This is a genomic window from Rhizobium sp. FY34 (assembly GCF_005222845.1).
Lineage (GTDB): Bacteria > Pseudomonadota > Alphaproteobacteria > Rhizobiales > Rhizobiaceae > Neorhizobium.
Genome location: NZ_STFZ01000034.1, coordinates 18560 through 45198 on the forward strand (window position 1 = coordinate 18560; position 26639 = coordinate 45198).

Consider the following 26639-nt stretch of genomic DNA (forward strand, 5'->3'; position numbering starts at 1 on the left):
TATGCTGCTTTGCTAAGTCCATAGCGCGGTGACAAAAAAAGCCCAATGGTTTTTGGGCCTGCAACAGAACGAGATGACATGAAGGCTGTGAAACACCTGCTGATCGCGATTTTTGCCATCTATCTTCTGCCCACTTTCGCCTCTGCCGGCTGGTGGGCGCTGCAAGATCGCCCGGTGCGCTGGAACCAGGCGAACTGGGGTTCTGCCGGCATCCTGCCAAAGCCGGAGGAGAGCGATGAGGCCGCCATCTATGTGTTTTCGGCCATGACCGGCGGGTTGAAAGGCGCCGTGGCCAGCCATGCCTGGATCGTGACGAAGGAAAGAGGCGCAAGGGCCTATACGCGCTATGACAAAGTGGGCTGGGGCTCGCCCATTCGCCGCAACCACCGCCCGGCCGATGCATTCTGGTATTCCAACCGCCCGGAACTGGTAACGGTCGTGACCGGCGAGGACGCCGAGCGGCTGATCCCCAAAGTGGAGGCAGCCATTGCCGCCTACCCTTACGGCGAGCCCGGCGGCTATACGATCTGGCCGGGGCCGAATTCCAACACATTCGTGGCCTTCGTGCTGCGCAGCGTGCCGCAGCTTGGTGCCGTGCTGCCATCGCATGCGGTGGGCCGCGATTACCTGCCAAACGGCGAATTCCTGCATGTGGACGAGGACGGGCGCGATATGCACCTGACGCTGCGCGGGCTTTTAGGCCTGTCTGCCGGAATGCGCAGCGGTTTCGAGATACATTTTTTAGGCCTGGTTGCCGGTCTCGATATCGCCCGGCCCGGCATCAAGATCCCCGCCTTCGGCCGGATCGGGGTTTGATCGGGGATCAAGCGAATTGGGAGTTTGCGGATATCAGCGCGCGGTAGCGAACACATGCCCCCTCACCCCGCTGGGTAGAGGGAAACCGCTACGGTCGGCGGCGCATTTCTTCTCCCCAGCGGGGAGAAGGTGCCCGAAGGGCGGATGAGGGGGCTGACGCCACATCTATGACTGAGCCATCGATGCACTGAAACAGGAAAAGGGCCGCTTGCGCGACCCTTCCATGAGTTTGGCCTGTGTTACCAGACCGAAGCGCCGGCAAAGCCAGCTGCTTCGAGGAAAGTGCGGATCAGGCCGAGGGCTGCCCCGTCAAAACCGTAACCTTTCCATTGCCCGACTTGCAGACCGAAATCTCACTCGACATTGGATCACCTTCCTTTCGTTACGTTGCTGTTGAAGATAAGGTAGGACCGCTTTCGAGATTGCGCAAGGCACGAAATATGACAAAATTCGAAATCACGTTACCGGACCATATGGCATCCGAGATTGACGATGCGGCACGTGCGAAAGGCCTGTCGCGGCAAGCCTTTGTCGCGACCGCCCTTCAACATTATCTCATCGGTCATCATCGATGGCAGGCCGACATTGAGGCCGCATTACAAGATGTCGATGAAGAGCGAGGCCATGACGGCGATGATGTTCTGGACTGGATGAAGAGTTGGGGAAGCCCTGAGGAGCAGGCCCGACGCGCCGCTCTTGCCAAGCGCTGAATCATGCGGCTACGCTTTACGCCTGGCGCGATAGCTGATCTTGACGAGATCAGAAGTTGGTTGAAACCGCGGTCACCACAGGGACACCAGCATGTGGTTGAAGCGATAACATCGACCATTCGGACTGTGCAGCAACATCCAGATAGCGGCCGCCCTACCGACCGCCCATCCGTGCGAGAAGCAATCGAACACCGTTACGGTTATGTCATTCCCTACACGATCCGGAGCGACACCCTCTGGATTTTAAGGGTCTACAGCGCTCGACGTTATCCCTTGCGCTGACAAACCATCAGATGCAATCGCCGCCGGTTGGATTGCAATATGGAGTGCCCAATGTGGGCAATTGGTACCGGGCTTCAAGCCGCATCGGCGATATCGAGACGCAGGACAAGGCCTGCCTGTCCGGCAAGCCCGATCAAGGCATCCAGACTGAAATTGCCGATGCGCCCGCGCAGGAGATCGTTGAGACGCGGCTGGGTGACGCCGAGACGGGCTGCCGCCTGCGCCTGCGTCCCCTCCCAGGAGCGGACCTTCTGCTCGATGGCAATCATCAGGCTGGACTTCATCGACATCTTCGCCGCTTCGGCGGCTGTGTCTTCCAGCGCATCCCATACATTGGCGAAGGATTGGCGTTCCATACGGATTTATACCAAGACTGATATAAATCCGCAAGTTCTACCCTCACCCGAGCTTCAGCACGATCTTGCCGATATGGCTGCTCGATTCCATCAGCTGATGCGCCTTCACCACATCCTCGAAGGCCATGACCTCGTGGATGACGGGGGAAACGGTGCCGGCTTCCAGAAGCGGCCAGACCTGCGCCAGAAGCTCATCGCGGATGGCGCGTTTTTCTTCTGCCGTGCGCGGGCGCATGGTGGAGCCGGTCACGGTCAGGCGCTTGACCATGATGGGCGAGAGATTGACCTTGTCAGCCACGGCACCGCCGAGAAAAGCGATGATCGACAGGCAGCCGTCTTTTGCGAGCGCCGCGAGGTTCTTCTCGAAATAGCTGGCGCCGATCATGTCGAGAATGACATCGACGCCCTTACCCTCTGTCGCGTCCTTGATCGCGGCAACGAAATCCTCGCTTTTGTAGTTGATGGCACGCGTCGCGCCCAGCGTTTCGCAGGCCGCGCATTTTTCCGCAGAACCGGCCGTCGTATAGACCGTTGCGCCAAATGCTTTGGCGAGCTGGATGGCGGTCGTGCCAATGCCGGACGAACCACCATGGATCAGCACGCTTTCGCCCTCGGTCAGGCCAGCCATCTGGAAGAGATTGGCCCAGACGGTGAAGAAGGTTTCCGGCACGGCGGCAGCCTTGACCGCATCATAGCCCTTGGGGAAGGTCAGCGCCTGACCCGCCGGCAGCACGCAATATTGCGCATAGCCGCCACCATTGGCCAACCCGCAGACCTTGTCGCCCAGCGCAAATTCAGAGACGCCTTCGCCCAACGCCACCACTTCGCCGGCCACTTCCAGACCCAGGATCGGGCTTGCATCCTTCGGCGGCGGATAGGTGCCCTGGCGCTGCGCCACATCCGGCCGGTTGACGCCGGCGGCCTCGACCCGCACGAGAATTTCGCCCGCCTTCGGGCTCGGCAGCGGGCCATGGGTGAAAGACATCACTTCGGGTGCGCCGAAGCCGGCAAGTTCGACATGGCGCATGGTAGACGGCAGGGTCATCGCGGGAGTGTCCTTCTCATTCGGTCCCCTGATTTAGGGCAGGACGAACCGGATGAAAAGGCGACGCGCTGACGCAAGGTCAGGCGTTATCACCGAAACAGCTGAAGACGAGGCCCGTATCGCCATCCTTGGCTTTCGCTTTTACCTGGGCAATGGCGCTGCTGATGCCACCGACATCATCCAGCAACAGGCCCTGCGGCAATTCCAGAACGCCGATCGAGCAACGCAGCAGCGCAAAATCCCGTTCATTGCCGCCACGGTCATGACCGCGAATGCGGCCTGCCGCCCGGTCTTCCGCCGAATAGAGTTCCGCCACATCCACATGGAAATCCGACAGGAGGCGTTCGAGGATTTCCGACAGTTCCTCGCGCGTCCAGTCGGTCAGGCCAATGAAGAAATCATCGCCGCCGACATGGCCGAGGAAATCGCCCTCCGAGAAGAAGTAGCGTTTCATCAGCGCGGCAAACAGACAGATGGCGTGATCGCCCATCTGGAAGCCGTAATGATCGTTGAACGGCTTGAAATGATCGAAATCGCAATAGCAGAAGAAGCGCGTCTGGTCGTCGTCGCGGCCGACTTCCTGCATGAAATCACGGATGGCGCGGTTGCCCGGCAGGCCGGTCAGCGGGTTCTGATCCTGCGCCACCTTCAGCTGTTTCTCGTTGATGACCTTGATCAACGAGGCGGCCGAGACAACACCGGCATAGCGCATGTTTTCCGTCAGGATCACGCAGTCGCTGCCATCCATATTGGCAAAGATGTTCATCAGCCGCTCGGCATTGGCATCCAGACCGACGATCGGTGCCCCCTCGACGAAATGCGAGATCGAGCGCTCATAGATCTTGTTCTTCAAGAGGTCGCGACCGAAGGGACGGTAGATATATTCCTTCAGGTGGTATTCGCTGATAATGCCGCGCGGCTCGCCATTGGCGTTCAGCACCGGAAAGAAGGCCTGGCGCGGATTGGCGCGAAACAGTTCAAACACCGTATCGATGCTCTCGTTCTCATAGACCGTCGGCAGCATTTCGATCTGCTTGCGGATGAGGATTTCATCGAGCGACTGGCTGGAGCGGCGGCCGCGACCGAGATCGGCCAGATGCGGAAAGGCAGGCTGCAACTCGCTGGTAAAGGTGGTGGGGCGGGCGATGAACCAGCCCTGCACGAGATCCACACCGAATTCGCGGCAGGAGAGGAATTCCGCCTCGGTTTCCACGCCCTCCGCAATGACGCGGATGCCCAGAACATGGGCGATATTGACGATGTTGCGCACCAGATGACGCTTGCGGGAGCTGGTATCGACGCCGGCAATGAAATGCCGGTCGATCTTCAGGTAATCGAGCGGGAAATCGCAGAGCAGCTTGATTTCGCCATGACCCACGCCGAAATCATCGATAGCAAGTTTGAAGCCGGACTTGCGCATTTTGGTGATCAGCGCTGCAAATTCCGGCGCACTGGTATTGTCGAAGCGTTCCGACAGTTCAAAACAGATCGAGGATGGCGGAATGCCCGCCTTGCGCAGGTGCATGACCAGCTTGTCGATGACCTGCTGGCCCTTGCGGATCAGGCGCGCATCGAGATTGATGAACAGCGTGTTGTGGGCAAAATCCGGCAGCGTGGCGAATTTGGCAAGCGCCCGGCTGGCCAGCATCTGTTCGATGCCAAGCAGTTGTTCGGCATCCTCGGCGGAATCCAGAAGATCGAGCGGTGTATCGAAACCCAGCCGCTCATGGCCGCGCATCAGGGTTTCGTAGCCAAACACACGGCCGGTCGCCAGTTCCACGATCGGCTGAAAGGCCGGTTCCAGGACAAGCTTTGCTAAGGGAAGCAGCTGGTCATTGGCATAACGTCTTAAAACACTTGATTCCAGCGACATTGCATTCGCCATAGCGGCCCCCGCCGTAAAATTACGCACAACTTAAAAATTACGAACAACACTCACATAGCACTGATCAAGAATTGGTTGATCCCGTATGACAACCGGATGAAGGTTTTATGACAATCTCCCGCATCAGGTGCAATGCACCGTATCGAGGACTGCCGCAGCGCCCTTGATCTTCGTCAAAACAGACGGCGCAAAACCCGTTTCTCCACAGTCTGCCCGGCAGGCAGATTTTTATTGATTGATCAGTCAATCAAAAATACAGTAGCCGGATCAGGAGACAGCCATGCCCAAGCTTGGAATGGAACCGGTGCGCCGCAAGGCGCTGGTGGATGCGGCCCTTCGCACCATCGGCAGCCAGGGCTCGCTGGATGTGACGATGTCCGACATTGCCCGTGAGGCCGGCGTTTCGGCCGCACTTGCGCATCATTATTTCGGCAGCAAGCAACAGCTGCTGATTGCCACCATTCGCGCCCTGCTTGGTCAGTTGCGCACCGATGCGGTTGCCGCCCTGAAGGCGGCCGCCACGCCGCGCCAACGGGTATCCGCGCTGATCCGCGTCTCCTTCCAGGCCGACCAGTTCACGCCGGACGTGGTGGCGGCCTGGCTTGCCTTTTACGGCCAGGCGCAGAGCGCCGATGAGGTGCGCCACCTGCTGGTCATCTATGCGCGGCGGCTGCATTCCAACCTTCTCTCAGGCCTGAAGCCGCTCAGCGGGCCAGATGATGCGCGCCGGATCGCCGATGGCGCCGCCGCCATGATCGACGGGCTTTATATTCGCCAGTCGCTGAAGGCCGCGCCGCTTTCCATCGAAGCCTCTGTCACACTGGTGGAGGATTATGTGTCGGGGCAATTGTCCGGACTGAACAATACTTTGCCCCTCACCCAATCCCTCTCCCCGTTGAACGGGGAGAGGGATTGAAACGCTGCGGCTTCTCCCCTTCGCCCCGTTTAGACGGGGAGAAGGTGCCCGGCAGGGCGGATGAGGGGCATATGACCAAGATAACCGAACGGCCGACCACCGGAGACAGGATATGAAAGCCCAACCGCAAGCCTCGCACTTCATCGATGGCGCCTATGTCGAGGATACGGCAGGCACCGTCATCGAGAGCATTTATCCGGCCACCGGCGAGGTGATCGCCCGGCTGCATGCGGCAACACCGGCAATTGTCGAGCAGGCGATTGCCTCGGCCAAGCGGGCGCAGAAGGAATGGGCCTCATGGAGCCCGACCCAGCGCGGCCGCGTGCTGAAAAAGGCAGCCGAAATCATGCGCGAGCGCAACCGCGCGCTTTCTGAACTCGAAACGCTCGATACCGGCAAGCCGATCCAGGAGACGATCGTTGCCGACCCGACCTCCGGCGCCGATAGTTTTGAATTCTTCGGCGGCATTATCGCGTCGGCGCTGAACGGCAGCCATATTCCGCTGGGCAGTGATTTTGCCTATACGAAACGGGCGCCGCTTGGCGTTGTCGTCGGCATCGGCGCCTGGAATTATCCGCAGCAGATCGCCTGCTGGAAGGCAGCACCCGCACTTGCCTGCGGCAATGCCATGGTGTTCAAGCCCTCGGAAGTCACCCCGCTTGGCGCCTTGAAGATTGCCGAAATCCTCATCGAGGCCGGCCTGCCCAAGGGCGTGTTCAACGTTATCCAGGGTGACCGCGACACCGGGCCGCTGCTCGTTTCCCATCCAGACATTGCCAAAGTGTCGCTTACCGGTTCGGTGCCTACGGGGCGCAAAGTGGCAGGTGCTGCGGCTGCCCAACTGAAGCATGTGACGATGGAACTGGGCGGCAAATCGCCGATCATCGTGTTTGACGATGCCGATGTGGACAGCGCAATTTCCGGCGCCATGCTCGGCAATTTCTATTCGACCGGCCAGGTCTGCTCGAACGGCACGCGAGTCTTCGTGCACAAGGCACTCAAGCAGACCTTTCTTGCCCGATTGAAAGCCCGCACCGAAGCCATTCTGATCGGCGATCCGCAGGATGAGGCCACCCAGATGGGGCCGATGGTATCCTATGCGCAGCGCGAAAAGGTTCTCTCCTATATCGAACAGGGCAAGGCGCAAGGCGCCACACTGATCACTGGCGGCGGCATTCCCAACACCGTCTCCGGCGAAGGCTTTTACGTGCAGCCGACCGTGTTTGCCGATGTGAGCGATGACATGGTGATTGCCCGCGAAGAGATCTTCGGCCCGGTAATGTGCGTGCTGGATTTCGATGACGAGGCAGAGGTGATCGCCCGCGCCAATGCCACGGAATTCGGCCTTGCCGCCGGCGTGTTTACCGCAGACATCGCCCGCGCCCACCGGGTGGTGGACCAGCTGGACGCCGGCACGCTGTGGATCAACACCTATAATCTCTGCCCGGTCGAAATGCCGTTTGGCGGCTCGAAACAATCGGGCTTCGGGCGGGAAAATTCGGCAGCCGCTCTCGAGCATTATTCCGAGCTGAAGACGGTCTATGTCGGCATGGGCAAGTGCGAGGCGCCCTATTGAGATGAGTGTGGTCGCAACAGGAGACCCCTCCCCAACCCCTCCCCACAAGGGGGAGGGGCTAGCCCGCGGCCACGGCTTTGCCCAGACGTTCAGCAACGCCTTGCGGTAACGGCCCGGAGAAGGATGCAGGCGGGACGGCAGGTTAAGCCCTCCCCCTTGTGGGGAGGGTTGGGAGGGGTTTTGTCAATCAAAAGCAAAGGCATGACATGAGTTTCGCAGAGGACGTCATTGCTGATTATGGCCGGGCAGATGCCGCCGCCGGTACAGCCATGCCCGCTGCTTGCCCCTCACACCACGATATCATCCAGATCGACCTTCAACGCAGCGGCAATGCGCTTCAGCACATCGACGGAGCCGGTCTTCTTGCCGGTCTCGATTTCCGACAGATAGGGCTGCGAAATGCCGGCGGCCTCGGCAAGTTCGGAGACGGAGAGTTTTCGATAGGTGCGGTAGGTGCGGATGCGGCTGTCGGTTTCAAACAGCTCATAGACGAGTTCCGCCGGCCAGGTTTCCTCGCCCGCGCGCACGCGGGCCATGATCCTTTCGGCCGTGATCGTATCGATCAGGTCTTCGTAGTCGTCCTCGGGAATGAGAACATAGGTCTCGCCGTCGATGACGGTCTTGCGCACTTCGCCCATTGGTCACTCCTTGTAGATGCCACCGCGCGGTCCGACCTCGACGACAATCACCAGCATCGTCTGTTCGTCGATGATGACCCGGTCGTCTCCGACACGAATTCTCAGAAGTGGGCTGCCCTTCAACTTCTTCACATCGACTCGTTCACCACGCGCGAAGGCATCGACTTTCATTCGGATGGCGTCCCGTCGTCTGGGCTGCATCCGGTCCAACACTTTGCTGGCTGCCCTCGTGTACTCCACCCTCTTCATTTCACGATTATAGCAAATAGCGATAGTTCTTCAACCACTCGGACATGACACCATGCAGAACGCAGATTTCGTCATCATCGGTTCCGGCTCGGCAGGCTCGGCCATGGCCTACCGCCTGTCGGAGGATGGCAAGCATACAGTCATCGTGCTGGAATACGGCGGTTCCGATATCGGCCCCTTCGTGCAGATGCCGGCGGCACTTGCCTATCCGATGAACATGGACCGCTACAATTGGGGCTATCTGTCGGAGCCCGAGCCGCATTTGAACAACCGGCGGATGATTGCGCCACGCGGCAAGGTGATCGGCGGCTCATCCTCGATCAATGGCATGGTCTATGTGCGCGGCCATGCGGAAGACTTCAACCGCTGGGACGATCTTGGTGCGACCGGCTGGGCCTATGCCGATGTACTGCCCTATTTCAAGCGGCAGGAAAACACCCATGGCGGCGAGGATGGCTGGCGCGGCGCAGACGGTCCCTTGCATGTACGGCGCGGCGCGGCGAAAAACCCGCTCTACAGCGCCTTCATCGAGGCGGGCCGCCAGGCCGGTTTCCCGGTGACGCAGGATTATAACGGCTCCCAACAGGAAGGCTTTGGCCTGATGGAGCAGACGAGTTGGGCAGGCCGCCGCTGGTCCACGGCGAATGCCTACCTCAAGCCAGCGCTGAAGCGGCCCAATGTGTCGCTGATCCGCTGTTTTGCCCGAAAGGTCGTTCTGGAAGGCACACGCGCCGTCGGCGTCGAGGTGGAAATCGGCGGCCGGATCGAGGTGGTGCGGGCAAGCCGCGAGGTGATCGTGGCGGCGTCCGCCTTCAACTCGCCGAAAATCCTGATGCTGTCAGGGATAGGCCCGGCAGCGCATCTGAAGGACATGGGCATCACGGTTGTGGCAGACAGGCCGGGTGTGGGCCAGAACCTGCAGGACCATCTGGAATATTACCACCAGTTCAAATCGAAACTGCCGATCACCCTGCATTCGAAGAACAACTGGTTCTGGAAGGGCGTGGTGGGGGCGCAGTGGCTGTTTACCAAAACCGGGCTTGGCACGTCCAATCAGTTCGAGGCCGCCGCCTTCATCCGCTCCGGCGCCGGCATCAAATGGCCGGATCTGCAATATCATTTCCTGCCAATCGCCGTGTCTTATGATGGCAAGTCATCTGCCGAAGGCCATGGTTTCCAGGCGCATGTCGGTTTCAACATGTCGAAATCACGCGGATCTGTGACGCTTCGCTCGCCGGATGTGAAGGACGCGCCCGTGCTGCGCTTCAACTATATGAGCGACCCGGACGACTGGGTGAAATTCCGCCATGCGGTGCGCGTCACCCGCGAGATCTTTGGCCAGAAGGCGTTTGATGCCTATCGCGACAGCGAAATCGCCCCCGGCGAACGCGTGCAGAGCGACGAAGAGATCGATGCCTATCTCGCCGAGCATCTGGAAGGCGCCTATCACCCCTGCGGCACCTGCCGGATGGGCCGCGTGGACGACCCGCATGCCGTGGTCGATCCGACAACGAGAGTGATCGGCATCGAGGGCCTGCGGGTGGCGGATTCATCCATCTTCCCGCATGTCACCTATGGCAATCTGAACGGCCCCTCGATCATGACCGGCGAAAAGGCCGCCGACCATATTCTCGGGCGCGATCCCCTGCCCCGCTCCAACCAGGAGCCGTGGGTGAGCCCCAATTGGCAGGTCAGCGACAGGTAGGGGGTGCCCAAACGGAATTTTCGTTTATTGCGTCTGTTTCGTTTGTTGCGTTTAGATGGCAATTCCTGTACATAGAACGCGCAACCGTTTTTGAGAGGATAAATCATGTTGGCACTTCTTGATCAGGTTCGTGAACCTGTAACAGCCACTGAAACGGAAGCAGTCATCGCGCGCAAGGCTGCCGAACGTCTGCAAGCCGTTGCAGAGGCTCAGCAAGATATTACGATTCATATTGAAGGCTCCAGAGTGGCCGTTCCGCTGCCGGCTCGAGCTGTCGAGTTGATGTTCACCGTGCTGTCGGCAATGGCGAATGGACAACCTATATCTGTCATTCCGCAGCAGGCCGAATTATCCACCAAACAGGCGGCGGACTTTCTAAACGTATCGCGACCCTTTGTCGTCAAGCTGATTGACGAAGGGAGTCTACCTGCACGAAAAGTAAACCGTCACCGCAGGATCAAATTTGCCGATCTAGTCGCATTTGAGAAGAAATCTCAGAGCGACAGAATGGACGCATTGGCTGAAATGGCACGAGAAACGAGAGAGCTGGAGCTTGAATGATTTCGACATTTACGGTCTTCATTGATGCTAACGTGTTCTTTGGAGCGAGGCTGCGAAGCCTCGTTCTTTATATGGCCCAGTCTAAAATGTTTCGCGCACGATGGACTGACAAAGTCCACGAAGAGTGGATGCGCAACGTCGCCGACAAGCGAAACATTGATATTTCGCGGCTTGAGAAAATCAAAGCCTGCATGGACAGCTCTGTATTGAACTGTCTCGTCACCGGCTACGAAGGGCTGGAGGCAAGCTTTGAACTGCCGGATCCGGATGACCGGCACATTCTCGCCGCCGCGGTGAAAACGCGCGCCGATATGATCCTCACCTTCAATGACCGTGATTTTCCCAAGCATGTCGTTGAGCCGCTTGGCATCGAGATCTGCCACCCCGATGATTTCCTGCTGGATCAATTCGGCATCTCGGAGGAGCTTTTCATTGCATATGTCCGTGAAGATTTTCAGCACTACAAGGCACCGCCGCTGACATTCGATCGATATATCGAAGATCTGCGCAAGGCCGGTGTGCCGAAGACAGCGAAGCTGATCGAAGAACTGCGCGTGCTGATCGAGCCTGAGTGACGTTTGCCGGCTGCGCTTGGCTACCACAAGCCGCGTGCCATTGCGGCCCAAGAGGAAAAGCACAGCTTACATAACCACTGCGTTATGAGATGCATGACAATTTTTATTTGCGGCGGGCGTTCCGTTCTGTAAGCATAACCAGCTAAGGGGACAGATCGCGACTAAGGAGGGTCGCATGTCTGGGAGGGGAAAAGCGGGCCAGGAGACCGCGACCAATCACCACGACATGCATCCAGGCGGACAGTCCCTTGACCACATCTTAGCGTGATTGGAGGAGACTATGTTGCGCGCATTCCTGATTGCCGGCCTGTCCGGTGCTGCCCTTTCCCTCACCGGCGTTTCGGCCTTTGCTGCCGATGTCGTGCTGAAACTTCACCACTTCCTGCCACCGCAGGCAACAATCCCCAGCAAGGTGCTCACGCCTTGGGCGGAAAAGATCAAGGCCGATTCGGGTGGCCGTATCGAAGTCGAGATCTATCCGGCCATGCAGCTGGGCGGTAAGCCGGGCGAATTGATCGACCAGGTCAAGGACGGCGTCGTCGATCTGGGCTGGACGCTGATCGGCTATACGCCGGGCCGCTTCCCGAAGTCGGAAGCCTTCGAACTGCCCTTCATGGTAACGACCGGTGAAGCCACGTCGCTTGCCTTCAACGATTACTATGAAAAGCACCTGAAGGATGAGTTCAAGGATTATCATGTGCTGGCCGTGCACACCCATGGCCCTGGCCTTCTCCACACGATTGCCTCCAAGCCCATCAAGTCGCTCGCCGACATGAACGGCCTGAAGCTGCGCGGCACGTCGAAAATGGTCAACCAGATGCTGGAAGCCATGGGCGCTTCGGCCATCGGCATGCCGGTCACCACCGTTCCGGAATCGCTGTCGAAGAGCGTTATCGATGGCACCGTCGTTCCGTGGGAAGTCACGCCGTCGATCAAGATCGCCGAGCTGGCGCCCAACCATACCGGCTTTGCCGGCAAGACCGGCCTTTACACGGCAGCCTTCGTGTTTGCCATGAACAAGGACAGCTATGATGCGCTGCCGGCTGACCTGAAGAAGGTGATCGATGCCAATTCCGGCAAGGAACTGGCCGCCAAGTTCGGCGCTGCCATGGATGCCGGCGACGTGCGCGGCAAGGAAATTGCCGACAAGGCCGGCAATACCACGATCACGCTCGATGAAGCCGAAACCGCCAAGTGGAAGGCGCAGGGCGAGGCCGTGACGAAAAAATGGACCGCCGACATGGATGCCAAGGGCCTGAAGGGCACCGAGCTCTATAGCGACGCGATTTCCCTGATCAACCAATATAGCAAGTAATTCCTCCCAGCTGGTCCAGACGTTCCTCCTTGTTTTCCCGAGCGTCTGGACCACTTTTTTTCAAGAGGATGTCATCAATGACAACCCAGAATTCCTCGGCTTTCGATAGAGTTGAACGCATGGTCAATAGCATGGCAGGCGCCGTGGCCATGTTTGGCGGCCTGTGCCTGGTGATTGCCTGCGCGCTGACCGGCCTTTCCATTCTAGGCTCTCTCACCATCCGTCCCATTCCCGGCGAAATCGAACTGGTGGAAGCGTTTTGCGGGCTGGCCGTATTTGCCTTCCTGCCCTTCTGTCAGCTGAAGCGCGGCCATGTGGGCGTCGATATCCTAATCGCGGCCTTCGGCTCCAAGGCGATGAACTGGACCCAGTTTATCGGTGACATCATCATTGCCGTGCTGATGGCCCTCATCACCTGGCGCCATTATGTCGGCTTCATCGACAAATTCGAGAATGGCGAAACGACCCCGCTTCTGCTTCTGCCGATCTGGTGGGGCTTTGCCATCGCGCTCGTCCTGCTCATCGTCAATGTCATCGTCTGCCTGTTCATGGTGCTGCTCGACCTGCGCGAAATCCGCCGTGGCAACACCATCGTCGCCTCTATGGGAGCCCACTAATGAGCAGTATTGAAATCGGGCTCTGGTCCTTTCCGGTCCTTATTCTTTTGATATTTCTGCGCGTACCGATTGCCGCTGCCATGCTCGGCACCGGCATTGTCGGCACTTTCCTGGTGCTGGACAGATGGGTTCCCATCCTGTCGCAGCTGAAATCCGTCGCCTGGACGACCAATGTCAATTATTCGCTGTCGATCATTCCGCTCTTCCTGCTGATGGGCCAGTTTGCAGCACGCGGCGGCATGAGCCAGGCGCTGTTCAATGCGGCGGCAGCCTTTCTCGGCCACCGCAAGGGCGGCGTTGCCATGGCAGCCGTCGGCGCCTGCGCCGGCTTTGGCTCGATCTGCGGCTCCTCGCTTGCCACCGCCGCCACCATGGCTCAGGTGGCGCTGCCGGAACTGAAACGCCACGGCTATTCGGGTGGGCTTTCCACGGCAACGCTTGCCGCCGGCGGCACGCTCGGCATTCTCATTCCGCCCTCCGTCGTCCTGGTCATCTATGCGATCCTGGCCGAACAGAATATCGCAAAACTGTTCCTAGCCGCCTTCGTGCCGGGCATCATCGCAGCGATCTCCTATCTCACCGTGATTGCCATCTATGTGCGGCTGAAGCCGGAAAGCGCCGGCCAGGCACCACGCGTTCCCTGGGGCGAGCGCCTGCCGGCGCTGATTGCCGTCTGGCCTGTCGTCACCATCTTCTTCCTCGTCGTTGGCGGTATCTATCTCGGCTGGTTCACGCCCACCCAGGCGGCAGCCGTTGGTGCAGCCAGTGCCGGTCTCGTGGCCTGGAAGAATGGCGGGCTTGACCGAGCCTCGCTGCTGGCCTGCTTCAAGGAAACGGCGGTTTCCACCGGTATGATCTTCTTCATCGTGCTGGGCGCCACCGTGTTCAACTCCTTCCTCGCCTTCTCGCGCCTGCCGCAGATGGGTGCCGAATGGGTGACGGCGCAGGGCTTTGCCCCGATGACGGTGTTGATCATCATCCTGGTCCTCTACATCATCTTCGGCTGCATCATGGATTCGCTGTCGATGATCGTATTGACCATCCCGATCTTCTTCCCGATCGTGACGGCCATGGATTTCGGCCTGACGCCGGAACAGTTCGCCATCTGGTTCGGCATTCTGGTGCTGATGGTGGCCGAGATTGGCATGATCACGCCACCTGTCGGGCTCAATCTGTTCATCATATCGGCCATGGCACGCGATGTGCCGGTGCGCGAAACCTACAAGGGCATCCTGCCCTTCGTCACCGCCGACCTGTTGCGCATCATTCTTCTGACCGCCTTCCCGATCATTTCGATCTTCCTGATCACTTGATCGTGCGCCCCTGACCGCCGCTGCAAGCGGCGATCCTGTCCGAGACTATCCAGCGCGCCGTGCCCCCCGCACGGCGCGCTTTTTCGTATGTGCCTCTGCGGCGCGCATATGGTTGTATTTTTACTTTTTACTCTCATTGCATGTAATTTCACTAGACACTTTTAAAGTGCATTGCTAGATATCTCCCCATAAGCGCGAAACAGCGCAGGGATGATTCGATCACAGACACATCATCGACGAACAGGGTCCGGGGCGCGGCGCGCCTTCGGGAGGAGCACAACCATGCCTGATGCCAAGCGGCAGAGCACGCCGCCCCTTTTTGACGGGGGCAGCGAAGACATTACCATTGCCATTCTCGACGGCCAGGTGCTGACAACGCACGAAAGCCTGCGCGAGGCGCGGCTTCACCTTCTGGGCGATACAGCAGCCGATGCGGCCCCTGCAACCGGCAATGGCGTGCAGCATGGCACCGCCATTGCCAGCCTTCTATTTGGCCAGCCGGGCAGCGATGCCACCGGATTTGCATGGCGCTGCAAGGGTTTAGTCCGACCGATCTATCGCGATGGGCCAGACGGCATCATTCCCGCAAGCCAGGAGGATCTGGCGACAGCGATCTGCGAAGTGATCGCTGCCGGTGCCGATATCATCAATATCAGCGGCGGCGAACTGGCCGGAGACAGAGCGATGTCGCCTCTGCTTGCCGAGGCGCTGGCCGAGGCGGAGCGCGCCGATATTCTGGTGATTGCCGCGACCGGCAATGACGGATGCGACTGCGCGCATTTTCCCGCCGCCGTGCCAAGCGTGCTGGCCGTCGGCGCCGTGGACATCGAAGGCATGGCCCTGCCATCCAGCAACTTTGGCGCGCATTACGCAGCGCATGGCATTGTGGCGCAAGGCGCCGGCATGGCGGCAGCCGCAACCGATGGCAGCGTGATGCACCCGCAAGGGACCAGCATGGCAACAGCCGTCGTTTCCGGTGCCGCAGCCCTGCTCATCGCTGCCGGCCGCCGCGCCGGCCAACGCTTCGGTGCATCCGCATTGCGCCATGCCCTGATTGCCGGCGCGCAATCCGTCGATGGGCCGGACGCCCATAAATTCCTGGCAGGACGCATCGATCTTTCGGGCGCTCTGGCACGGCTTCTTCCGCAGCTCCCCTCACCCCAGAAGAAAGAAGAGGTTATCATGACACAGATCGCTCTATCCGATGCAACCAATGATGAAATCTCGCCGAGCGCGATCTCCGCGCCGCTCGAGATCGACACGCAGGTCATGCCCTCCATCAGCGCGCAGGCGCGTGGCGGCTCAATGCTTGCAGCACAGCCGCCGCAGGGATCGGGACGCCCGCCGTCCGGCGTGACGCCCAGCGAGGAGGACGACTGCCCCACATGCCAGAAAGGCAGCTCGGCAGGCGGCGGCAAGATCGTCTACGCGCTCGGCACGCTGAGCTATGACCTCGGCAGTGACACGCGCCGCCGCTCGCTGAGCACGTCGCTCGACGACAAGTCATTCTACGATCCCGCCGCTCTGCTGAAGGACCTGAAAAAGGCATCCAACACCTATCTGGCGGAATCGATCATCTGGACCTTGTCGATCGATGAAGTGCCCGTCTATGCGATCCGCCCCAGCGGCGCTTTCGCGGCCGAAGGCTACAAGCAGCTTCTCTCGCTGCTGGACGACCAGCTGACCGAAGGTGCCGAACGCGTCTCGCTGCCGGGCGTCCTGGATGGGCATGTGGGCCTGCCAAGCGGCCTGATCCTGCCGGTCGTCGTGCCCGAATTCCGCGGTATGTACAGCTGGACCACGACGGAGCTGACCAAGACGCTGCTGGCCGGCGTTACCGCCGACAATCTAGCCGACCGGGAAGAGGCGATCGGCAATTTCCTCGAACGCGTCTATTTCGAAATCCGCAATCCCGGCCAGGCGCCCCAGGACCGGGCGCTGAACTTCGCCGCCACGCAAGCCTATCAGGTGGAGCGCGTCTTCGAACGGGCACTCAAGGAAAACCTCCAGCTGGACGGGATCGAGGTGGCCAAAAGCCCGATCGCCCGGCCGGGCTCTGATAGCTGGGACGTCAAGCTGACCTTCTTCAACCCCATGAAGCGCATGGAAGAGGCCAGAATGCTGTTCCGGTTCACCGTTGACGTCTCCGACGTCATCCCCGTGATGGTCGGAAAAGTACGCCAGTGGCGCGCCTACTGATCCGCTTTCACTTCGTAAAACCAGCAACCTCGAAAGGATGAAATCATGCGTCTACCCGTACAATCCGGCGGTGTTCTGCCGTCCTCCCGCTCAGGCGTTCGCCCGAGCTTCGGCTTTTGCGTATCGGTGACGGTGCAGAACGGCCAGGTCTGCGTCGATATCCCGATCTTCGGCAAGTATTGCGTGTCGATCCCGGTTCCGCTGCCGCCGGGCACCGCTGCCCAGGCCTGCGTCTCGTCCTGCGGGTCTTGGATCCCCACCGGTGCCTGCGTCACCGTGACGGCTCTCGGCCATCAGATCGCCCATCAGTGCGTCGGCTCCTGCTGAGCCCTTGATCACACGTGCCGCCTCCCGCCTTTGCCGGCGGGGGGCGGCATGCCTGTTGCAGCAGATGCGATGAGGAACAGAGGAGAGTTTCAATGTCTGAGGACCAAACACAAGCAAGTGACGATGAAATGCCGGAGCCTTCGCCGCGCCGCCTGCGCCTGCCGCCGATCGTCAAGCCCGAGGACGAGGGCATGGGGGATGTGATTTCACGGCTGAGCAAAAGCGTCGGCATAACGCCCTGCGGCGGATGCCGGGAGCGCCAGCAAAGGCTGAATGCCTGGCTGCCCTTCCGGCGCGGCTGACGACGATCAGCGGCGCAGGATGCCCTTCACGCCGCCGCCGATCAGCATGGTGACATCATAGAGCGAGACGACCGGCAGGCCCACGCCGCCGGCGACCAGATAACGCGGCTGCCATTGCGGATCGAATTTCGACTTGAAGGCCAGCACGCCCTTGAAATTATAGTAGCGTTCGCCGCGCTCAAATATGCGCGCTCCGATATGGTTCCAGATCGGCGCACGGCGATGGGTGGCAAGGCCGGAGAGCGGCGCCATGCCGAGGTTCAGCGAGCGGAAACCATCGGCCTTCAGGCGTTCCATGATCTTGACGAACAGAAGATCCATCATGCCGCGATGGGTGCCGGGCAGATGGCGCATCAGATCAATAAAGGCATCGCCCTGGCTGGCAGACGTCAGGATATTGGCGAAGGCAACAATGCGCCCTTCCATCCGGATGACCGCGACCGGGCTGGCGCAGACATAGGCATTCTGGAACGTGCCGAGCGAAAAGCCCTTTTCGGCCGCATTATGGGCGCCAAGCCAGGCATCGGAGACCAGGCGCAACTCGCCCAGCACAGCTGGAACCTCTTGCGGCGAAAGAAGCGAAAACTGCAAGCCATCGCGTTCCGCCCGGTTGATCGAGCGACGCAGCTTCAGCCAGGCGCCGCCTTTCAGATCGAACGTCGTCAGGTCCACCACCGCCTGTTCGCCAAGCTTGTAGGGGTTGAGGCCGGCTTCCACGGCAAAGGGCAGGAAATCCGGAGAGACCTGGTAGAAAACCGGGCGACAGCCGCTGGCACGCGCCTCGGCCATGAATTTCACCAGCAGTGCCGGCCAGGCCGCGCGCGGGCCAACCGGATCAAACAGCGCCACGAAGGAACGCCCCTTCTGGGCATACATGATGAAGGCATCGCCGGCATCGGAAAACAGCACTTTCTTGTCGCCAAGCCGCACGAGACCGGCGCTGGCATTGGGCTGGGCTTCCAAGAGCGTCACGGCGCGTTCCAGATCCTCGCGCAGCGGCACGGCGCGGGCGCGGCGCAGGGGCCGGATCATCCGGCGTCCGGCAAAGGCGCCGGCAATCAGCGTCAGCGACAAAGTGGTCCCGGTTTCCCCATTGATTGACGGCAGTGCCCAGATGCGCAGTGCCAGAAGGGTTTCTTCCAGGAACAGATAGAGGAACAGCACGACGGTGACGGAAACCAGACCGGTAAAGCCGAGCGCGCCGCGGACGGCTCGCGTCGAGCGCGACAGAAATGCAAAAGGTGTCCGGGATGCCCCGGCGGGCAGCACCGAAGGCAGTGTCGGGGCGCTCATGTCACGGTCTGCGGAAACGTAGTCCATGGAATGTCCGTCAAAATGGTTCGACCCGCTCATACAGGCCGTGCATGGGTCGAAGCTTATGTCACGGATGCGTGAATGAAGTTGTAATCGCCAAGGTTTCGAAGTGATGAATACCGACAGGGCATAGATCCAGAAGAAAAACGGCACGCCAACTCATCTCTTCAAGTAACCTTCAATCACGACGAAGTTAAGACAGTTTGCGAGGCAGATCGGCCAGCGCCCAGCCCACCACCCGCCAGACCCGGCAGGGGCCAGGTTTTCTCGTGATGGCGGAATTTGGAGAGATATTTGCTCTTGCACTCGCTTGCTTCAGAGAGCTGTTTCTGTTTGCCGGCGCCGACAAATGCGATAGTGCGCCGGACCGGAATGACGGAATTTTGCCCATGACCCAGCATCAGACACCTGAAACTGCCGAATTGCTCGACGCGCGCTGCGCAGGCCTTGACCTGCCCGGTCGCTTGGCGCTTGCGGCAAGCCTTGGCCGCGCGGTGTTCACCACATCGCTTGGCATCGAAGATCAGGTGATCACGGCCGCCATCGGCACGCATCAGCTGCCGGTGGAGGTTTCGACCCTGGAGACGGGCCGGCTGTTCATGGAAACGGCAGCGTTGATCGGCGAGACGGAGGAGCGCTTCGGCATTTCCATCCGCCGCTTTCGGCCCGACGAGAGGGATGTCGATGCCTATGCGGCGCAGTTCGGTCTCAATGGCTTTTACGAGAGCGTTGAAGCGCGCCATGCCTGCTGTCATGTGCGCAAGCTGAAGCCTCTGGAAAAGGCTTTGGCTGGCGCCGATGTGTGGATCACCGGTCTTCGCCGTGGCCAGTCCGGCAACCGCGCCACTACGCCTTTCGTGGAATTCGACGCCGAGCGCAACCTGTTGAAGATCAACCCGCTGGCCGACTGGTCTCTGGACATGATCAATGCCTATGTGGAGGCCGAGGCCGTGCCGGTCAACCCGCTGCACAGCAGAGGTTATCCCTCCATTGGCTGCGAGCCCTGCACGCGGGCCATCAAGCCCGGCGAAAACGAGCGCGCCGGCCGCTGGTGGTGGGAGAATGACGAGAAGCGCGAATGCGGCCTGCATGTGGCGGAGACAGCGACGTCTCTGGTGCCGACGCCTGCGTGATTTGAGATTTTGGAATTCACCCCCCTCTGTCACTTCGTGACATCTCCCCCTCAAGGGGGGAGATCAGAGGGAGAACGATGACCCGACCTCTTGCCGATCTCCCCCCTTGAGGGGGAGATGCCCGGCAGGGCAGAGGGGGGTCAAGACAGGAATGCCGCGGGAACGGCCACAAGGACAGACGAGACGATGCACACCCATACTTCAGAATATGATCCGCATTCCAAGGACCAGGCGCCCAAGCCCCCGCTTGATCCGCACCTGAAGGCACTGGAAAATGAGGCAATCCACATTTTCCGCGAAGTGGCCGCAGAGTTCGAAAAGCCGGTCATGCTCTATTCCATCGGCAAGGACAGCTCCGTTCTCCTGCATTTGGCGCGCAAGGCCTTCTTTCCCGGCCGCGTGCCCTTCCCGCTTTTGCACATCGATACGGGCTGGAAATTTCCCGAAATGATCGCGTTTCGCGACGAGATGGCCGAGAAATTCGATCTCGATCTGGTCGTTTACACCAATCCGCGCGGAGCTTCAGAAAGCATTTCGCCCTTCACGCATGGATCGTCCTACCATACGGACGTGATGAAGACCGAAGCGCTGCGCCAGGCGCTGGACGAGGGCAAGTATGACGCGGCCTTTGGCGGCGCACGCCGCGACGAAGAGGCCAGCCGCGCCAAGGAGCGCATCTATTCCTTCCGCACGCCGGAACACCGCTGGGACCCGCGCAACCAGCGCCCGGAACTGTGGAACATCTATAACGGCATGATCCGCAAGGGAGAAAGCGTGCGCGCCTTCCCGCTGTCCAACTGGACGGAAGTGGATATCTGGCGCTATATCCAGGCGGAAAACATTCCGCTTCCGCCGCTCTACTATGCCAAGAACCGCAAATATGTGGAGCGGGACGGCATGCTGATGTGGGCGGAAGATCCGCGCTTTACCGCTTTGCCGGGCGAACAGGTGCAGGAAGGCTCGCTGCGGTTTCGCACGCTGGGTTGCTGGCCCCTGACCGGCGGCATACGCTCCACGGCATCAACACTGGATGAAGTGATTGCCGAACTTGAAATCGCCACCGTCTCCGAACGCCAGGGTCGCGCCATCGACCGCGACCAGGCCGGATCGATGGAAAAGAAGAAGCGCGAAGGATATTTCTGATGACCGCCACCGCACCGACCCTCGCCGTTCCGGCGCCCCTGGCCGAGACGGCCCCTGCCATCCGCGACAGCCGTCCGCTGCGGCTCATCACCTGCGGATCGGTGGATGACGGCAAGTCGACGCTGATCGGCCGCCTGCTCTGGGATACCAAGGCGGTCAAGGAAGACCAGGCAGCGGCGCTTTCGCGCGACAGCAACAAGCAGAACGATCTTGGTCTGCCCGATTTCGCACTGCTGCTCGATGGTCTTCAGGCGGAGCGCGAACAGGGCATCACCATCGATGTCGCCTATCGCTATTTCGCCACCGACCGCCGCTCCTTCATCGTCGCCGATACGCCCGGCCATGAGCAATATACCCGCAATATGGCGACCGGCGCCTCCACGGCGGATCTTGCCATCCTGCTCGTCGATGCGCGTGCCGGCCTTCTGGAACAGACGCGCCGCCATGCAACGATTGCCTCGCTGATGGGTATCAAGCAGTTCGTTCTGGCCGTCAACAAGATCGACCTCGTATCCTATGACCGAGCGATTTTCGACAAGATCAGCCATGATTTCAAGGAGCTGGCGCTTTCGCTTGGCGTGCGTCAGGTGACTGCCATCCCGATGTCGGCGCTGAAGGGCGAAAACGTCGTTTATGACGGGCGCGCCGCCATGCCCTGGTTCGACGGCCCGACACTGGTGCAGACGCTGGAACTGGCAACCACCCGCTCGACCCAGGCCGGCGGTTTCCGCCTGCCGGTGCAGCGCGTCTCGCGCCCCGGCGAAAGCTTTCGCGGCTATCAGGGCACCGTCTCCGGCGGCTCGGTAAAGCCCGGCGACAGCGTCACCATCCTGCCGTCCGGCATGGTGGCCAATGTCAGCCGCATCGTCACCTTCGACCTCGTGCGCAATGCAGCGGTGGCCGGCGATGCCATCACGCTGGTGCTCGACCGCCAGGTGGACGTGTCGCGCGGCGACATGATCGTTTCCATGGACGGCCAGCCGATGACCGGCCTGAATTTCGATGCGCAGCTTGTGGCCCTGCAGCCGGGTGGCATCGAGCCTTCCAAGCGCTACTGGCTGAAAAGCGGCTCGCGCCGCCAGCGTGTGACAATCACGCCCGTCGCACAGCTGGAACTGTCTTCCGGCAAATGGAAGCCGCATTCAGAGACGCTCGGCATGAATGCCATCGGCAAGGTGCACCTGACCTTCGACGAAATGGCCGTGTTTGACGCCTATGAGCAGAACCGTTCCACCGGCGCCTTCATCATCATCGATCCCGACACCAACAATACGGTGGCCGGCGGCATGGTAACGGCACGCCGCACCGACCTTGGCGGCATTCACCGCGAGGGACAGCGTGTGCTCCTCTCGCTTCCAGCGGATCTGGCCGACGAGCTGATGGCGAGCGAAGCCTTCGTCGCCCGCCGCGACGAGGCGGATGTGCGAAGGGTGAGCGCCCTGCGCGCCGGCGAACTGTTCGAAGAGCTGGAATAGCGAGACCCGAGACCGGGACATCGAGACGCTGAGATTGACGAAAGGCCGGCCGGACATCATCCGCGCCGGCTTTTCTCGTGAGGCGGGCTTTGCTTTCAGGCGGGCAGCCGCCGGGTCGTGCGCCGCTCGATCAGTTCGAAACCGAGATTGATCACCTGGCGCTCCATGGCCTTGCCCTCGACGCAGCGGATCATGATATCGGCGGAGCGATAACCCGCCTCGAACAGCGGTATGCGCACAGTCGTCAGCGGCGGCTCCATGACGGAGGCAAAATCGAGATCATTGTAGCCGCAGATGCCGAAATCATCCGGCACGTTCTTGCCCATGCGCTGCGCCTCAAACAGCACGCCCAGCGCAAGATCGTCGTTCTGGCAGAAGGTGGCATCGATATCCGGCCGCAGCTTCATGGCGCGGCGCAGAAGGCGACAGCCCATCTGCGTCGTGGTCGTGGCGTTTTCGGACTGGAGGAGATTTTCGTCAAACAGCCCGGCCTCCTGCATCACCTGGCAATAGCCCTGCGTGCGCCGGCGGCCCCGCTCATCCATGGCGCCGCCGATGAGGGCGATCGAACGATAGCCGCATTTGAGCAGGTGGCGCGTGGCCGTAGCGGCGGCGGCAATGTGATCGACCGCAATCACGGTGCCCGGCGTTTTCAGGCCGACATCCACCACCTGCACCACCGGGCAATTGGCCCGCTCGATGAGATCGCTGAGCGCGCCAATGCCCTCCAGACCACCCAGCACGATACCGGCCGTGTTCTGCGACAGTAGAAGGCGCACCTGGCGCTTCTCTTCCTCAATGCAATTGTGGGTATTGGCATATTGGATGCGGAAACTCGTATCGCGCACCCGCTCCTCTATGCCCTGCATGAAGCTGAGAAAGGCACGGTTGGTGAGCGAAGCGACCAGCACGCCGAAGGTGGAATTGTGCCGGCTGGCCAGCGCGCGGGCCGCCTGGTCGGGTACATATTCCATATCCTCGATCAGATCGAGAATGCGCCTTCGCAGATCCTGGGAGACTTTCTCCGGCTCGCGCAACACGCGCGACACGGTGATGGCGCTCACGCCGGCACGGGTCGCAACGTCGAGCAGCGTCGTCTTCTCGCTTCGTCCTCGTCTCACCGGCACTCACCCCTGCTTACGCCTGAACCATCATGGTACGGCCTTATGCACGACACCAAGCCGCAACAGCAACCAGCCGCAAGGCCACACGATTCCGCCTGCCCGCGCCGCGCCATACAAACCGCATGCGCCACGGACAGTTCCAGACATCGTCTGGCTGCCAGTCACTGTTTGTCCCTACGAGCCGATGTGCCCTGCCGGTTCACTCACCGGACAATAAGATAGGCAACACCGAAGATGACAGCCCAGAGTGCAAGAGACAGTTCAAGTGACAAAAGCAAAGGCAAGTAATGCTGTTTCACGGCCGCGGATCCTCCTCCCCTTCAGGCCGCGATGCATCCTCCTCGATGCCGCGGGGCCTGTCCGAGATTAAAGGATACCGCCAAAGGTTTCAGGCTGCAACGCCCCCTCGCGCACAGGATGTGATGGATGATTTTTCATGTCCGACACGGGCACCTGGCGGCTGCCGGCCCAGCCTTTGCATGCGTGACATAAAGCGCCTGTTGCGGATTTATTTGCGCAGAAGGCCCGGCACCCCTCGCGAAGGAAGCGGAAAATCTGCTAGTGCGGCGGCCATGGCACCATGGACATGGGATAAGGAAAACGCATGAACTATAAAATGATTGCGCTGGCAGCACTTGCCGGCATTCTGTCTGCCTGCACAAGCACATCCGGCATGGCCACCAGCCCCATCGAGGCGCGCTGGATCGGCAAGTCGGCCGGCGCTTTCTTTGCCCGCTATGCCCCTCCCTATAGCGACACGCAGAGCGGCTCGCAGACGGTGTACAACTGGCGCGGCGGCTATAACCGCATCAAGACCGAACAGGGCCGCACGATGAGTGTCAGCTGTGCCGCGCAGATCACCGCCGGCAGCGATTATCGCATCCAGTCGATCACCATTACGGCCGACCGCCCCGGCGCCAAGGGCCCGAGCTATTGCACGGAACTTCTGGCCGTCGAATAAGCAGACCTGGTTTTCACATCGAAAGGGCGGCGCCTCGGCACCGCCCTTTTTCGTGGGTTTCGCGTCCTTCGGCTACATCCTGCGGCAAGGTAGAGCGGCCATTGGTTTCTCCAAAATAGGACGTTGATCAGGCTGCGATGGCGAGAGCCATTGACCCTCGGCCGCAGGGGAAACATCCGCTCCATTGTTCCAGGCGCATTCTTGATCTTTCCAGCTCAGACCGCCTCAATCGGTACATCGCGCCACGCTTGCCGTCTGGCAGCGCCGATATAATCGGCGGAGATCTCGGGCGCTGCGTCGAAACGAAGATAAGCCAGCGACTTGGCATCGTGACGTGGCCAGATCGGAAGATCGCGCGTTTGTGGATCTCCGGTGCGCACGAAGGCAATGAAGCTATCGCGCATATGCTGCGACAATGCTTGGGCCTCTGGTGTCCACTCGACTGGCAGCGGCGCGCCCTGCGCCTTCCCGAAGGTGAAGGCTATGTCGGTTGCATGTGCCGCGCCGATCGGCGAGGCTTTCTGATAATCAAACCGATAGCTCCAAACGGGAGCATCCACCGCGGCAAGTCCATCGGCAAGGCGCAATGACGGAATACCGGTGAAGCAATCGCTGAAGAGATCCATCATCGGATCGCGCTGGGGTCTTGCACTGGCCGCATAAGCCGCCGTCAATGCTTGCCAACGCGCGTCTCCGGCAAGCGAGCGCACACGTTTCGGCAACCCTTCCAGAAGATTCTTAACAGCTGCAAATGTCAGTCCTTCGTTCTCACAATGTCCGATCAATGTCGGCACCGGAGCCAGGTTCTGCAGCGGGTGTATGGGCAATACGTATCCGTCAATGGCTGGCCTGAAGGGCTCGCCGCCCAAAAACGCGCTATTTGACTCGTCGCCCATGAGCTTGAAAATACGCTTCAATTCCTCAACTGGCAGCGCCATCAGCTTGGCGTCGTCATCGGGTTGAAGGCCAGCCTTGGCAAGTGCAAGCTCGGTCACTTTGCGTGCATCCGTCTGCGAGAATACCGGACGTGCGCCTCCACTTTGAATGATTGCCCGCGCAAAGAGGCCGCGCGCCATCGGTGCTCCGAGCAGGCAGCCGATGGACATTGCCCCGGCCGATTCCCCCATGACGGTGACATTGGCAGGATCGCCGCCAAATGCCGCAATATTATCCTTTACCCAGCGCAGCGCAGCGATCTGATCGAGCAGGCCCAGATTGGCGGCCCCTTCTTGATGGGAGGTCGCCAGAAAGCCGAAGCCATTCAGTCGGTAATTGAAGCTGACGAAAACGAGATCGCCACGCGCGGCATAATCCTCTCCGTCATAGATGGGTTCGGACCCGGCGCCGAAGACAAAGCCGCCGCCGTGGATCCAGACCAGTACAGGCCTGGCTTTCTCGCTGGGCTGTTCTGGCGCCCAGACGTTGATATACAGGCAATCTTCGGAACCAGAGACCGGAGCTGGAATCGGGCCGAGTCCCTGCTGGACCGCTTCGCTGCCAAAGGTTGTTGCGCTACGGGTTTCTGTCCAGGACACAGAAGCACGAGGCGCGCGACCGCGCAGTTCACCCACCGGTGGCTGAGCATAGGGAATGCCACGCCACACGCGCGTGCCATTCGAACCGCGCGTGCCTGCAAGGCGACCGCTGCGAACAGTGACAATCGGAGACGTGTCTGTACCGGCATAGGCCGGGCGCCTCAACGTTACGGGACTGATCACCATGGCCGCTCCAAGCAAACCCACCGACTGACAAAACTTTCTGCGCTTCATCTTTTCCATCCGATATCTTTGATCTGTAAAATGCTCAATCACTCAGGGCAGCCACAATGCCGGTTTGCTCACCCCGGCAAGCTGCCACATGGTCCGGGTGCCGCTTCATTGCTGTTATCGAAATGATGTCCTTGAACTTTGACCATCTGAAGCCTCTGAGCCCGGAACGGCATCATCTCAGCATGCTGGCCAAACCCCTCTTTACCGAGGGTGCCAATACCTTGAAGATCACGGGCCGCCATTTCGGCGAATATATGGCCAAGAAAATCAGAGCGCTCTCGGGGCTTTTTGATGCGGGCTGCCGACATCCCTCGCTTTCCCCTCGCCGTCCAC

26 protein-coding genes are annotated in these 26639 nt (G+C 60.3%); 17 read left to right on the forward strand and 9 right to left on the reverse strand.

The genetic code is table 11. The features are described 5' to 3' along the window. The first annotated feature begins 78 nt into the window (after nt 1-78). Both E8M77_RS19070 and E8M77_RS24090 read left to right on the forward strand, forming a co-directional pair. Nucleotides 79-816, forward strand: a complete 738-nt coding sequence (locus tag E8M77_RS19070) for a DUF3750 domain-containing protein (RefSeq protein WP_137132215.1) — start codon at nt 79-81, stop codon at nt 814-816. 440 nt (nt 817-1256) lie between these two features. Further along, the gene (locus E8M77_RS24090) at nt 1257-1526 is read left to right on the forward strand and encodes a ribbon-helix-helix protein, CopG family (protein WP_205910503.1); all 270 of its coding nucleotides are present in this window, start codon (nt 1257-1259) and stop codon (nt 1524-1526) included. A 356-nt stretch (nt 1527-1882) separates the two neighbouring features. Here E8M77_RS24090 and E8M77_RS19085 read toward each other — a convergent pair whose 3' ends face one another. The 3 genes from E8M77_RS19085 to E8M77_RS19095 all read right to left on the reverse strand — a co-directional run bounded on the left by E8M77_RS19085 (nt 1883) and on the right by E8M77_RS19095 (nt 5094). Next, the gene (locus E8M77_RS19085) at nt 1883-2164 is read right to left on the reverse strand and encodes an XRE family transcriptional regulator (protein ID WP_137132218.1); all 282 of its coding nucleotides are present in this window, start codon (nt 2162-2164) and stop codon (nt 1883-1885) included. A 43-nt stretch (nt 2165-2207) separates the two neighbouring features. Next, on the reverse strand, nt 2208-3209 hold the full coding sequence (locus E8M77_RS19090) for an NAD(P)H-quinone oxidoreductase (protein ID WP_137132219.1): 1002 nt from the start codon (nt 3207-3209) through the stop codon (nt 2208-2210). 79 nt (nt 3210-3288) lie between these two features. Next, nucleotides 3289-5094, reverse strand: coding sequence for a GGDEF domain-containing protein (locus tag E8M77_RS19095; RefSeq protein WP_137132220.1), 1806 nt, complete (start codon nt 5092-5094; stop codon nt 3289-3291). Between the two features lie 280 nt (nt 5095-5374). Here E8M77_RS19095 and betI point away from each other — a divergent pair, with 280 nt between their 5' ends. Together betI and betB are read left to right on the forward strand one after the other, a co-directional pair. Beyond that, on the forward strand, nt 5375-6010 hold the full coding sequence (gene betI, locus E8M77_RS19100; protein WP_137132221.1) for a transcriptional regulator BetI: 636 nt from the start codon (nt 5375-5377) through the stop codon (nt 6008-6010). Nucleotides 6011-6122: 112 nt separating this feature from the next. Next, nucleotides 6123-7586, forward strand: coding sequence for a betaine-aldehyde dehydrogenase (gene betB, locus E8M77_RS19105; RefSeq protein WP_137132222.1), 1464 nt, complete (start codon nt 6123-6125; stop codon nt 7584-7586). 287 nt (nt 7587-7873) lie between these two features. On the opposite strand, the gene E8M77_RS19115 is transcribed toward betB, so the two are convergent. Next, entirely contained in the window at nt 7874-8224 is a 351-nt protein-coding gene (locus tag E8M77_RS19115; protein ID WP_137132223.1) for a helix-turn-helix transcriptional regulator, read from the reverse strand. 3 nt (nt 8225-8227) lie between these two features. Continuing rightward, entirely contained in the window at nt 8228-8395 is a 168-nt protein-coding gene (locus E8M77_RS19120) for a hypothetical protein (protein ID WP_246659326.1), read from the reverse strand. A gap of 130 nt (nt 8396-8525) precedes the next feature. Here E8M77_RS19120 and betA point away from each other — a divergent pair, with 130 nt between their 5' ends. From betA to E8M77_RS19165, 9 genes are all read left to right on the forward strand, one after another. After that, entirely contained in the window at nt 8526-10178 is a 1653-nt protein-coding gene (gene betA / locus E8M77_RS19125) for a choline dehydrogenase (protein ID WP_137132225.1), read from the forward strand. Between the two features lie 105 nt (nt 10179-10283). Continuing rightward, nucleotides 10284-10739, forward strand: a complete 456-nt coding sequence (locus E8M77_RS19130) for a helix-turn-helix domain-containing protein (RefSeq protein WP_137132226.1) — start codon at nt 10284-10286, stop codon at nt 10737-10739. Then, a complete protein-coding gene (locus E8M77_RS19135) occupies nt 10736-11314 on the forward strand; it encodes a PIN domain-containing protein (protein ID WP_137132227.1) in 579 nt (192 codons plus the stop codon). Before E8M77_RS19130 ends, E8M77_RS19135 begins: the two co-directional genes overlap by 4 nt. A gap of 280 nt (nt 11315-11594) precedes the next feature. After that, nucleotides 11595-12629 (forward strand): TRAP transporter substrate-binding protein, encoded by a 1035-nt coding sequence (locus E8M77_RS19140; protein ID WP_137132228.1) that lies wholly within the window; start codon nt 11595-11597, stop codon nt 12627-12629. Between the two features lie 77 nt (nt 12630-12706). Continuing rightward, nucleotides 12707-13246 (forward strand): TRAP transporter small permease, encoded by a 540-nt coding sequence (locus E8M77_RS19145; protein ID WP_137132229.1) that lies wholly within the window; start codon nt 12707-12709, stop codon nt 13244-13246. After that, complete coding sequence (locus E8M77_RS19150; RefSeq protein WP_137132230.1) at nt 13246-14559, forward strand: TRAP transporter large permease; 1314 nt, start codon at nt 13246-13248, stop codon at nt 14557-14559. The genes E8M77_RS19145 and E8M77_RS19150 overlap by 1 nt, the downstream gene beginning before the upstream one ends. A gap of 282 nt (nt 14560-14841) precedes the next feature. Beyond that, nucleotides 14842-16758, forward strand: a complete 1917-nt coding sequence (locus E8M77_RS19155) for a PatA/PatG family cyanobactin maturation protease (protein ID WP_170975938.1) — start codon at nt 14842-14844, stop codon at nt 16756-16758. 45 nt (nt 16759-16803) lie between these two features. Then, nucleotides 16804-17085 carry a hypothetical protein gene (locus E8M77_RS19160; RefSeq protein WP_137132232.1) on the forward strand — a complete coding sequence of 94 codons (282 nt, stop codon included), beginning with the start codon at nt 16804-16806 and terminating at the stop codon, nt 17083-17085. 92 nt (nt 17086-17177) lie between these two features. Continuing rightward, nucleotides 17178-17387 (forward strand): hypothetical protein, encoded by a 210-nt coding sequence (locus E8M77_RS19165; protein ID WP_137132233.1) that lies wholly within the window; start codon nt 17178-17180, stop codon nt 17385-17387. 6 nt (nt 17388-17393) lie between these two features. Here E8M77_RS19165 and E8M77_RS19170 read toward each other — a convergent pair whose 3' ends face one another. Next, nucleotides 17394-18707 carry a phosphatidylglycerol lysyltransferase domain-containing protein gene (locus E8M77_RS19170; RefSeq protein ID WP_246659327.1) on the reverse strand — a complete coding sequence of 438 codons (1314 nt, stop codon included), beginning with the start codon at nt 18705-18707 and terminating at the stop codon, nt 17394-17396. Nucleotides 18708-19090: 383 nt separating this feature from the next. Between E8M77_RS19170 and E8M77_RS19175 the strand changes: the two genes are divergently transcribed. The 3 genes from E8M77_RS19175 to cysN all read left to right on the forward strand — a co-directional run bounded on the left by E8M77_RS19175 (nt 19091) and on the right by cysN (nt 22452). Continuing rightward, complete coding sequence (locus tag E8M77_RS19175; RefSeq protein ID WP_137132234.1) at nt 19091-19834, forward strand: phosphoadenylyl-sulfate reductase; 744 nt, start codon at nt 19091-19093, stop codon at nt 19832-19834. 186 nt (nt 19835-20020) lie between these two features. Next, nucleotides 20021-20977 (forward strand): sulfate adenylyltransferase subunit CysD, encoded by a 957-nt coding sequence (gene cysD / locus E8M77_RS19180; RefSeq protein ID WP_137132235.1) that lies wholly within the window; start codon nt 20021-20023, stop codon nt 20975-20977. Then, nucleotides 20977-22452, forward strand: coding sequence for a sulfate adenylyltransferase subunit CysN (cysN, locus tag E8M77_RS19185; protein ID WP_137132236.1), 1476 nt, complete (start codon nt 20977-20979; stop codon nt 22450-22452). Before cysD ends, cysN begins: the two co-directional genes overlap by 1 nt. A gap of 95 nt (nt 22453-22547) precedes the next feature. Here cysN and E8M77_RS19190 read toward each other — a convergent pair whose 3' ends face one another. Beyond that, on the reverse strand, nt 22548-23573 hold the full coding sequence (locus E8M77_RS19190; protein WP_246659328.1) for a LacI family DNA-binding transcriptional regulator: 1026 nt from the start codon (nt 23571-23573) through the stop codon (nt 22548-22550). A gap of 607 nt (nt 23574-24180) precedes the next feature. On the opposite strand from E8M77_RS19190, the gene E8M77_RS19195 reads away from it, so the two are divergent. Next, complete coding sequence (locus E8M77_RS19195) at nt 24181-24537, forward strand: hypothetical protein (RefSeq protein ID WP_137132238.1); 357 nt, start codon at nt 24181-24183, stop codon at nt 24535-24537. 215 nt (nt 24538-24752) lie between these two features. On the opposite strand, the gene E8M77_RS19200 is transcribed toward E8M77_RS19195, so the two are convergent. Together E8M77_RS19200 and E8M77_RS19205 are read right to left on the reverse strand one after the other, a co-directional pair. Then, entirely contained in the window at nt 24753-26315 is a 1563-nt protein-coding gene (locus E8M77_RS19200) for a carboxylesterase family protein (RefSeq protein WP_137132239.1), read from the reverse strand. Nucleotides 26316-26374: 59 nt separating this feature from the next. Next, nucleotides 26375-26614 carry a hypothetical protein gene (locus E8M77_RS19205; RefSeq protein ID WP_137132240.1) on the reverse strand — a complete coding sequence of 80 codons (240 nt, stop codon included), beginning with the start codon at nt 26612-26614 and terminating at the stop codon, nt 26375-26377. Nucleotides 26615-26639 lie beyond the last annotated feature (25 nt).